This window comes from Pseudomonas sp. K8, assembly GCF_014889455.1.
Lineage (GTDB): Bacteria > Pseudomonadota > Gammaproteobacteria > Pseudomonadales > Pseudomonadaceae > Aquipseudomonas > Aquipseudomonas veronii.
Window position 1 is genome coordinate 67,918 of sequence record NZ_VJWO01000005.1, and the last position, 9,258, is coordinate 77,175.

8 protein-coding genes are annotated in these 9,258 nt (G+C 61.4%); 1 reads left to right on the forward strand and 7 read right to left on the reverse strand.

Translation table 11 applies throughout. The annotated features are described in order from the left end of the window. Positions 1 to 15: 15 nt before the first annotated feature. Complete coding sequence (locus INT12_RS05455) at positions 16 to 1,884, forward strand: bifunctional O-antigen ligase/aminoglycoside phosphotransferase family protein (RefSeq protein ID WP_193039486.1); 1,869 nt, start codon at positions 16 to 18, stop codon at positions 1,882 to 1,884. A gap of 54 nt (positions 1,885 to 1,938) precedes the next feature. Here INT12_RS05455 and INT12_RS05460 read toward each other — a convergent pair whose 3' ends face one another. The 7 genes from INT12_RS05460 to INT12_RS05490 form a co-directional block, all read right to left on the reverse strand. Next, entirely contained in the window at positions 1,939 to 2,820 is an 882-nt protein-coding gene (locus tag INT12_RS05460) for a glycosyltransferase (RefSeq protein WP_017849793.1), read from the reverse strand. After that, positions 2,817 to 3,965 (reverse strand): glycosyltransferase family 4 protein, encoded by a 1,149-nt coding sequence (locus tag INT12_RS05465; RefSeq protein WP_017849794.1) that lies wholly within the window; start codon positions 3,963 to 3,965, stop codon positions 2,817 to 2,819. The genes INT12_RS05460 and INT12_RS05465 overlap by 4 nt, the downstream gene beginning before the upstream one ends. Positions 3,966 to 4,052: 87 nt before the next feature. Next, positions 4,053 to 5,459, reverse strand: coding sequence for a PIG-L deacetylase family protein (locus INT12_RS05470; RefSeq protein ID WP_193039487.1), 1,407 nt, complete (start codon positions 5,457 to 5,459; stop codon positions 4,053 to 4,055). Beyond that, positions 5,456 to 6,352: an antimicrobial resistance protein Mig-14 gene (locus INT12_RS05475; protein WP_193039488.1), complete on the reverse strand. Its 897-nt coding sequence runs from the start codon at positions 6,350 to 6,352 to the stop codon at positions 5,456 to 5,458. The genes INT12_RS05470 and INT12_RS05475 overlap by 4 nt, the downstream gene beginning before the upstream one ends. Further along, positions 6,353 to 8,110 (reverse strand): carbamoyltransferase, encoded by a 1,758-nt coding sequence (locus tag INT12_RS05480; RefSeq protein ID WP_017849797.1) that lies wholly within the window; start codon positions 8,108 to 8,110, stop codon positions 6,353 to 6,355. Between the two features lie 142 nt (positions 8,111 to 8,252). Then, a complete protein-coding gene (locus INT12_RS05485) occupies positions 8,253 to 8,606 on the reverse strand; it encodes a YceK/YidQ family lipoprotein (RefSeq protein ID WP_193039490.1) in 354 nt (117 codons plus the stop codon). A 341-nt stretch (positions 8,607 to 8,947) separates the two neighbouring features. Next, the gene (locus tag INT12_RS05490) at positions 8,948 to 9,256 is read right to left on the reverse strand and encodes a hypothetical protein (protein ID WP_017849799.1); all 309 of its coding nucleotides are present in this window, start codon (positions 9,254 to 9,256) and stop codon (positions 8,948 to 8,950) included. Between the last annotated feature and the right edge of the window lie 2 nt (positions 9,257 to 9,258).

Sequence of the window (9,258 nt, forward strand, 5' to 3'; positions counted from 1 at the left end):
AATGGCTTTTACCGTATGCAGTGCAAGCGTCTTACCTATGGCTCAAATCGCGTCTTCGACTTCCTGGTCCTATGGATTTTGCCCATTGGCTTGTTGCTTCTGCTGAGTTCGCTGTTCTTCGTCACCAATCGCAACGTGCTGCACAGGTTCTACTACGTCCTGTTCAGCGCGCCGACCTTGTTGCTGTTGTGCCTGCGCCCCAGGGAATTCATGGAATTGCTGCGTGAGCCGCTGGCCATCGCATTCCTGGTCTTCTCCGCCTGGGCCCTGACCAGCCTGTTCTGGAGCCCGGAGTTTCATCCCGACACCGACCTGTTCAAGCGACCGCTGCACACGTTCATGTTGTTTGCCGGCTGCGGGCTGTTGCTGCATTACCGCAACGACCTGTTCAAGCCCGTGTTCTTCAGTGCGGCAGTGATCGCACTGGTGGCGACCCTGTGTAACTTGGTGGCCTTCGCCAAGGGGTTTGAGCCGGGCCTTGAAATACGCATGATCGGCGGCCGCGGCGCCCTCGACAACCCGCTGCTCAGTTCCCACGTGTTCGGTTTTTTCAGCGTCTACTGGTTGTATGTCTGCATGACCAGCCAGCGCTTTCAGGTGCTGTGGTTCAGCGTACCGGCCCTGGCCATCATGATCGCCGCGGTCCTGGCCACCGGTTCCCGCACACCGTTGGTGGCCCTGACCCTGGCCATCCTGTGGATGAGTTTTGTCAGCCGCAACCGCCGCTCGGCCATGATGATCGCGGGCTTGGTCCTGAGCGCCGCGGCGCTCTTGCTGTTCTACCCTGAACTGATCACCAACCGCGGCAGTTCATTCCGCTTCGAACTGTGGAGCATGACGCTGCAGCTTATCGCCGAACACCCGTGGATAGGCCACAGCTACGATTCCGAGCTGTACCTGACCCTGGCTCAGGCCAACGGCTTCCAACTGCGCGAACCCCACAGTTTTGCCCTGGGCGTGCTGTATTACGTCGGCATCATCGGCTTTATCCCGTGGGCCTTCATGCTCGGCTGGGGCTTGTATAAAAGCCTCAAAGAACGGGCGCAACCGCTGTTCATCCTCGCCTCCTCCCTGCTGGCCTACGGCATCGGCGCCGGCCTGACCGAGGGCGGCGGCATCCTGTCGCGGCCCAAGGAACACTGGTTCCTGCTGTGGATTCCTTTGGCGATCATCGCCGGCCTGAGCATCGCCCAGCGCCGCCACAGCCTGCTGCGCATGCCGGTGCAAACCCTCAAGACCGAGGCCTTCGATCAACTGTGCCACAACGCCCATGTGATTGAAGCCGACGGCCTGGGGCCGAAAGTCCTGCGCCTGGAAGACGGCAGTTTCCTCAAGGTCTTCCGCGCACGCCGCTGGTACACCTCGGGCAGCTTCAACCCTTATTCCGAGCGGTTTGCCAGCAACGCCGAACAATTGCGCAGCCTGGGCATTCCCACCCCGCAGATCCTCGGCGTGTACAGCCTGCGCGACGCTAGCAGTGCCGTCACCTACTCGCCACTGCCCGGCCTGACCCTGCGCCAGGCCCTGCAAAGCCTGGACAGCAGCCTGCGCGAATCGCTGATCGAGCGCTTCGGTCGATTCATGGCCCAATTGCATGAGCGTGGTGTGTACTTCCGCTCGCTGCACCTGGGCAACGTGCTGCTGATGGATGACGGCGAGTTCGCGCTGATCGATATCGCCGACCTGCGCATCTTCCCGTCGGCCCTGCGCAATGCCTTGCGCCAACGCAACCTGCGCCATATGCAACGTTACCCGCAGGACCGCAACTGGCTGTTCGAAGCGCACTTCGAGCAACTGGCCAAGGGTTACGCCAGCATCGCCAGCCCAAAAGCCACGGCAAAAATCCGCGAGCAGGTCCAGGGCCTGGCTAGCCCGGCCGCCTGATAAAAAAGGCGACTATCACCGCTGATAGTCGCCTTTTTCACTGCCACCGCCGCCTCAGCTTCTGAGGGGCGCCAGGTACAACCGCACCAGCCCGCGCAGGGTCTTGCGCCCCCAGAACTTCAACGGGATCTGCTTGAGGATCTCCCGCGCCAGCGGCCGGTCACGGTCGGCGGTCTTGAGGAACATCGAGTTGAGGAAGTTGTAGCGCACCGCGTCATACGATGGGTGTTCGCTGAACAATCCATAAGTCTTGAGGATGTTCTGAATCATGTAGCGATGGTTCTTGTACGTGTTGGTGGCGTGCTGGCGATAGCGCGCCATGACCATGTTCAACACGTCGATGGTGTAGCCGGCGTGGGTGATCTTCAATTCGATCAGCAAGTCTTCCAGCGGAATCAGCGGATCGAAGCCCCCCACCTGCTCCAGCGCTTCGCGGCGGATCAACAGGGTCGGTGCTGGCGGGAACGGCTTGCGGTCCAGGAACAGGTCATCGAAGTCCAGGCTGCGAAACGGCAGGTCCCGGTGCTGCTTCTTGTCGGGATAGGGCTGGCCATCGCCATCGATCAACTCGATGTTGCCCGCGCAGATGCCGACCTTGGGCTTGCCCTCCATATAGGCGACCTGGGCCGCAATGCGCTCGGGCAACATGATGTCGTCGGAACCGAACGGCGCGATCAGCGTGCCTTTGGCCCGGGCGATCGCGCCGTTGAGCGTATTGGTCAGCCCCTGGTTCTGCTGGACCTGGAAATCAAAGCCGTGCTCGGCCTGCAAGCGCCGGATGCGCTCGACACTGTCGTCCTTGGAGCCATCGTCGACCACCAACAGTTCGATGTTCGCGTAGGTCTGCCCCAGCACGCTGAGGATGCTCTGCTCGATGTACGGGCCATGGTTGTAGGACGCGATGATCACCGAGACCAGGGGTTGTGGCTGATTCATGCTCTACCTACTTCACGCAAACCGGTTTCAATCAGGGTCAGGTACTTGTGCTTGAACTCGTCCAGGGTGTGGTTGGCTACCAGGTAACGGAACACCTCCTCGCCCTTGGCACGCAATTGCTCATCGCTCAGCGCCAGGTAGGTATCCAGCGCCGCGGCCAGTTGCTCGACGTTGCCCGGATCGTGAGACAGCCCGCCCGCGCCCTGCACCAGCGGCAGCATCGCCGGGCCGTTGGAGGCGATCACCGGCAAATGCCCGCTCATGCCTTCCAGCAGCGCCAGGCCCAGGCCTTCAAACAGCGACGGCATGGTCCAGATATCGAAACCGCGCACGTACTTCATGCCGTCTTCACGGAACCCCAACAGGTGCGCGCGACCGGTCAGGCCGAGGCGCTCGATGTCGGCACGCAGGTCGGCTTCGGCGCGGCCGGAACCGATGATCCCCACCTGTGCCTGCGGGTATTTGTCCTTGAGCGTGGCGAACGCCTGCAGCAGATGCGTGTGGCCCTTGATCGGCACCAGGCGGCCCAGGGCGCCGATCATCCGCGCGTCCAGCGGCAGGCCCAGGGCCTTGCGTGCTTCATCGCGCGGCAACTGCAAGGCTTCTGCCTGCGGGATGTCGATGGCGTTGGTGACATAGGTGGTGTTTTCACGGGTGAACCCGCAATTGAGCGCCACCAGGTACTCCTGTACCGCCTCCGACACGCCGACGAAGCGCCACGCCGGGCTCACCCAGCGCTGGGTCTGACGCCGGCGGTAGCCACGGGCGTACTCGCCGAAACCATGGGAGATGCCGATGCACAGCGGGATCTTCAACCAGCGGTTGAGGGACAGCATCATGTTCACCGACTTGAAGCGGTTGCAGATGACCACATCGAACTTCTGCTCGCGGCAATACTTGTAGATCTGCCACATGGCGCCAAAGCGGATGCCCTTGAGGGACTTTTCCGGCAGTTCGAAATAGTGGGAGTGCTCGGCCACGCTCAGCGGCTGGCCCGGTAACGGGCGGCCACTGAGATACCCCGATGTCACCTCGAAGCGTTCAACCGGCAACGATTTGACGATCTGCTCACCCAGGTCGGCGAAGTCATTGGTCTTGACGTTGTAGTCCGGCTGTAACTGCAAAACCTTGAAACGAGGCTTCATAACTCTCCATGCAGCGATCTGGCTGCGGGCGCGCAGCCCGGCAAAAAATGGTGCGGCAAACGGATGCGGTCTGCCGTAAATAAGGTCTCAGTCCTGTTTCAGGACCCACAGCAATTCATGCCGACGCACAGCCTTGCGGAAGAATTCGTTCTCTCCGTATGGCGATGGGCTACGCCCGGCCAGCACCTGTTGCAACCAGCGACGCACACGGCGCTTGAACGGCGCGCGCGGTTGCAGGTCGTGCATCATGCCCAGGGCCATGGCCTTGTCCTGCTGCTGGCTCAAGGCGAGCGTGAAACTGCAGGGGACCAGTTCGTCCGCGGTGTCGAAACGCGGCGGCAGGGCCACGCCGGCGCCCGAGTCGCCCATGGGCCAGCGGTCGTTATCATGCAAGTGATTGGCGTAGCCGAGCAATGTGTCGGGCTGCCACGCCAGGCCCTCCAGGGCTTCCAGTATCGCCGCGTGAGCGCAGATATGGTCGGCGTGCGGGTCGAGCAACGGCGTCGGCAGCACGATCACCTGCGGTCGCGCCTTGAGCAGCAGCGCGCGCAGGTCGGCGATCAGGTTGTGCCAGGTCGGCGCGCCGTCCACGTCGCCGGGCAGCGCAAAGGCATTGAACTGACGAAACAGCCGCGTATCGCTCAATTGCGCCTCGCGGGAGGCTTGAGCCTGGTCCGGCGCGGCCTGCATGGCCGCCAACTGCATGCAGAAGTAGCCCAATTGCACGCACTGTGCTTCGGGAACGCCGGCCCAGCGCGGCACGGCAATGCTGTCCCAGGCCCGCAGGCGCCCTTTGAGTTGCGCCGCTTGCGCCTTGGGTAGGCCCATCCGCTGATAATGTTCGGCTTCAATTTCACCGGCGGTCAACGTGACGATCCAACTTTCGGCCGCCTGGCTGTACAGGCTGAAGGCCGCCAGTTCGGCGTCGTCGGCATGGGGCGCAATCACCATCACACGTTGCTGGCGATAATCCGGCTGGCGGAAACGCCACAGCGTCGGCTGGCCGTTGATCCGGCAAAAACGCCCGCGCACCCGCAGTTTGCCGGCGGCCAATGCGTCGGCGGCGCCGGTCAGGTTGAGGTAACGGCGCCCGCCGACGCCACGCTCGAACACTTGCCGGTCCGGCGTTTGCAGGCCCAGCAGTTCCACCGCCGGGTCAATGAAACGCCCGAGCCACGAGCTGTGCAGCTCGATGCCGACGATCAGGGTGTCGTCCGCCGCCAGCGGCGCGTCCAGCAACAGCCGCCCCGCGTCCAGGCGCAGGCCTGGCACTTCACTGCCGTGAGGGAATGCGTAGGCATAATCCTCGCTGGGCGAATAGAACAGATGATCGGCAAACCAGGCTTCATGGGCCGCCCACAGCACCACCGCCAGAATCAACGGCAGCCACCAGGCCACGAGCACACCGGCCGCGATCAGCACCAGCAAGCCAATCAGCAGCGCGATGCGCTTGGTGCGCCGATGACGCTTGAGCAGTTGCTGCTTGCGGCTCATAGGCTGAACACCGGCACCGGGTTGCACCAGCGCTCCTTGTATTCACGGTCGGCGCGCCCGAAGGAAAAGCGCAGCGGTTTATCCACGGCCCGCGCCTGTTCCCAGGCGCTTTGCGTATTGAGGAAACTCAACACGCTGCCGGGGCTGAACTCACGGGTCTGGGGGTCGACACCGCCGTTGACGTATTCGATGCTGACCCACTCGGGCGCCTCGACGCGATACACCAGTTGCACGGCAATCGGCGCATCGTTGAGAAACAGTACCGAGCCCACCAGGAACTCCTTGAGCAAGCCCAGCACCTGCGCCAGATGCTCGGCGCCGGTGGCCGGGAAGCCCCAGCGGCGCTGGAACAGGTCGCAGTAGATGGCCGCCAGCTCGCTGCTGGAAAACTCACTCACCGCCCGCACCACGCCGCCGGCTTCTTCGAGCAACCGCAATTCGCGGCGCTGGTTGTAGCGAAACTTCTTCGACAGGTCTTCCGGGGTGCGCGCCATGGCCAACTGCTCGGCCTGGGGCTTGAGGGTGCTGACGCGCCCCTCGTTCAACGCCGACAGGTAGCGCCCACGGTGGCGCACCGGCAACTGCGCGTCGGCGGCGATCGGCAGGATGATTTCGGCATTGCCCAGATCGAACACGCCTTTCTTGCCGCGCCGCTTGAGCACGTCCTTGGACAAGGCCAGGTCGCGCCCCCAAGTGGCAATCGCGCCCTTGAGCTCGCCGTCCTGCTCCCAGCCCAGGTAGCGCACCGGAATCTGCGCCAGCTCCGCCAACCGTTCGACGATCAGCGGATGCGTCGCCACGCTGCCGCCAAACCGCTGCCAGGCCTGGGCGTAGACCTCGGCCTCGACAGGTACCCAGCCGCGTTCACGCCAACCCTGGAAGCGATTCAGCATTTAAACCACAGCGTCATAAGGGTCCACGCCGTCCTTGACCACCAGGATGTCTTCCATGATCAGGTACTGCAGGTCGGAACCGAAGAACATGTTCAGCGCATCGGTCGGCGAGCAGATCATCGCTTCGCCACGACGGTTGAGCGAAGTGTTCAGGGACACGCCGTTGCCGGTCAGCACTTCGAGTTCTTTCATCATGTCGTAGTAGCGCGGGTTGTATTCGCGCTTGAGCACCTGGGCGCGGGACGTGCCGTCCTCATGGACCACTTCCGGCACGCGGGTTTTCCACTCTTCCGACACTTCAAAGGTGAAGGTCATGAACGGCGCCGGGTGATCGACCTTGATCATCAGCGGGGCCACGGTGTCGAGCATCGACGGGCAGAAAGGCCTCCAGCGCTCGCGGAACTTGATCTGATGGTTGATGCGGTCCGCCACGCCGGTAGCGCTCGGGCAGCCAATGATCGAACGACCGCCCAAGGCACGCGGGCCAAACTCCATGCGCCCCTGGAACCAGGCCACCGGGTTGCCGTCGACCATGATCTTGGCGATGCGTTTAGGCATGCTGTCGATCTTGCGCCAGTCCGGCTTGCTCGGGTGCTTGGCGCAAGCGGCGATCACGTCTTCGTTGCTGTAGGACGGGCCGAGGTAGACGTGTTCCATCTTCTCCACCGGCACACCACGGGCGTTGGACACGTAAGCGGCGGCGCCCACGGCGGTGCCGGCATCGCCGGACGCCGGTTGCACGAACAGCTCTTTCACGTCGTCACGGGCAATGATCTTCTGGTTCAGTTTGACGTTCAGCGCACAGCCACCGGCGAAGGCCAGCTTGCCGGTTTCCTTGAGGATGTCGCCCAGGTAGTAGTCGATCATCTGCAGGGACAGCTTCTCGAACAGCGCCTGCATGCTGGCCGCGTAGTGGATGTACGGCTCGTCGGCGATGTCGCCTTCGCGCTTGGGCCCCAGCCACTCGATCAGTTTGGGCGAGAAGTAGAAACCCTTGCCCTTCTCTTTATAACGACGCAGGCCGATGACGTTGGCGTAGTCGGTGTTGATCACCAGCTCGCCGTTTTCAAAGGAGGCCAGGCGCGAGAAGTCGTACTTGCTGGCATCGCCATAAGGCGCCATGCCCATGACCTTGAACTCGCCGTCGAGCATCTCGAAACCGAGAAACTCGGTGACCGCGCCGTACAGGCCGCCGAGGGAGTCCGGATCGTAGAATTCCTTGATCTTGTGGATCTTGCCGTTTTCGCCGTAGCCGAAGAACGTGGTGGCGTACTCACCCTTGCCGTCGATCCCCAGGATCGCGGTTTTCTCCTTGAAGCCGGAGCAGTGGTAGGCACTGGAGGCGTGGGCCAAGTGGTGTTCAACCGGCTCGATCTTGATTTTCTTCGGATCGAAGCCCAGCTGTTCCAGGCACCAGACGATCTTGTTGCGGTAGCGCTTGTAGCGCCGGTTGCCCATCAGGATCGCATCGAGAGCGCGGTCCGGGGCGTACCAGTAACGCTTGGCATAGTGCCAGCGCGCTTCGCCGAACAGGCTGATCGGGGCGAACGGGATCGCGACCACATCAACGTCGGAAGGCTTGATGCCGGCCTGTTCCAGGCAGAATTTCGCCGATTCGTAGGGCATGCGGTGCTTTGCATGCTTGTCGCGCACGAAGCGTTCTTCTTCGGCGGCCGCGATCAGCTTGCCGTCGATATACAGGGCTGCGGAAGGATCATGGCTAAGGGCGCCGGACAGGCCAAGAATCGTCAATGCCACAGGGGTCTAGCCTCTTTTAGTCTGCATGCAGGCGCGTTACGCCTGAAAAAAGTGTGCCTCTCGCCTGGGCGAGAAACAGCTAAAGGGCGAGATTATAGCTCAAAAGCAGGAGGAAGCTGTTAGCGGCGAGCGTCGAGGAGGTTCAGCGGAAGATCTCGATGCTGCCGTCCTTGTTCTGGCGGTAGATCGTGTAGGGCAGGACCAGGGTGTCCAGCACGCCAGAGCCGATGAACTCGATGGCGATGATCGGGAAGGCATTGTTCTCGTGGTCCGACAGGGCTCGGTCATTCAGGCTTTTTTCAGGGGCGGGCTCAGCATTGAGCGTACAAAACCCGTACATCACCCCACTGTAGATGCGCGGGATATTTTCGCAGTAGCTGCGCGACTCCTTGAGGTTCTGGCTGGCGACAGCGTCCGGGCGAAAGACGGTGTTGATGGTCCCGCAACCGGAGATTGCCAGGAGAGCAGCAAGCAACACAGGGTACATACGGATCATGAACGACACCGTTCAGCATAGAGGGTCGACCACACTAACATCGCCAGCGAAGATAGCCTACACCGACACACCGATACGTTCTGTGAGAAAGTTCCGAGAAGACAATACAGACTTAGTTGCTTCGCGCCGCAAACACACCGGAGCAAAGAGCACTGACGGGCAAATCAATACGCTTGGTTAACGTTCAAACCAACCCTTCCTTTAAACCGTACCTGCAACTATCAACATGATCAACGGCATAAAACTCATTACCCAAAAAACGCAATAGCGACGAGACGGCATGAATGCTGCGCATACCCATGCAGCAGCATTCTTTTCGACCTTATACGCCCACGGGCGCCTTAATAGTGCAGCGACCGCGGAGGCTCCGCACCATCAAAGTCAATTTGATGCCCCGCTCCAACGTTGATGCTTCCTAACCCTGGTTCACCATTACCCGGCTGCCCCCTGCCCGTACCCGGCTGATAGAAACCACCGTTACCGTCGGATTGAATCTCATGATCAATCGGCTGATTTTGCGCATCCAAATACTCAGCATCTTCCCCGGCCGCCTGATCCAGCGGATTGTTTTGCCCCTTCTCATTAAAGTTATTATTTTCGTACCTCTGATAATCAGCAGCCACGTTTGAGTTAGCATTGATAGACGACATAA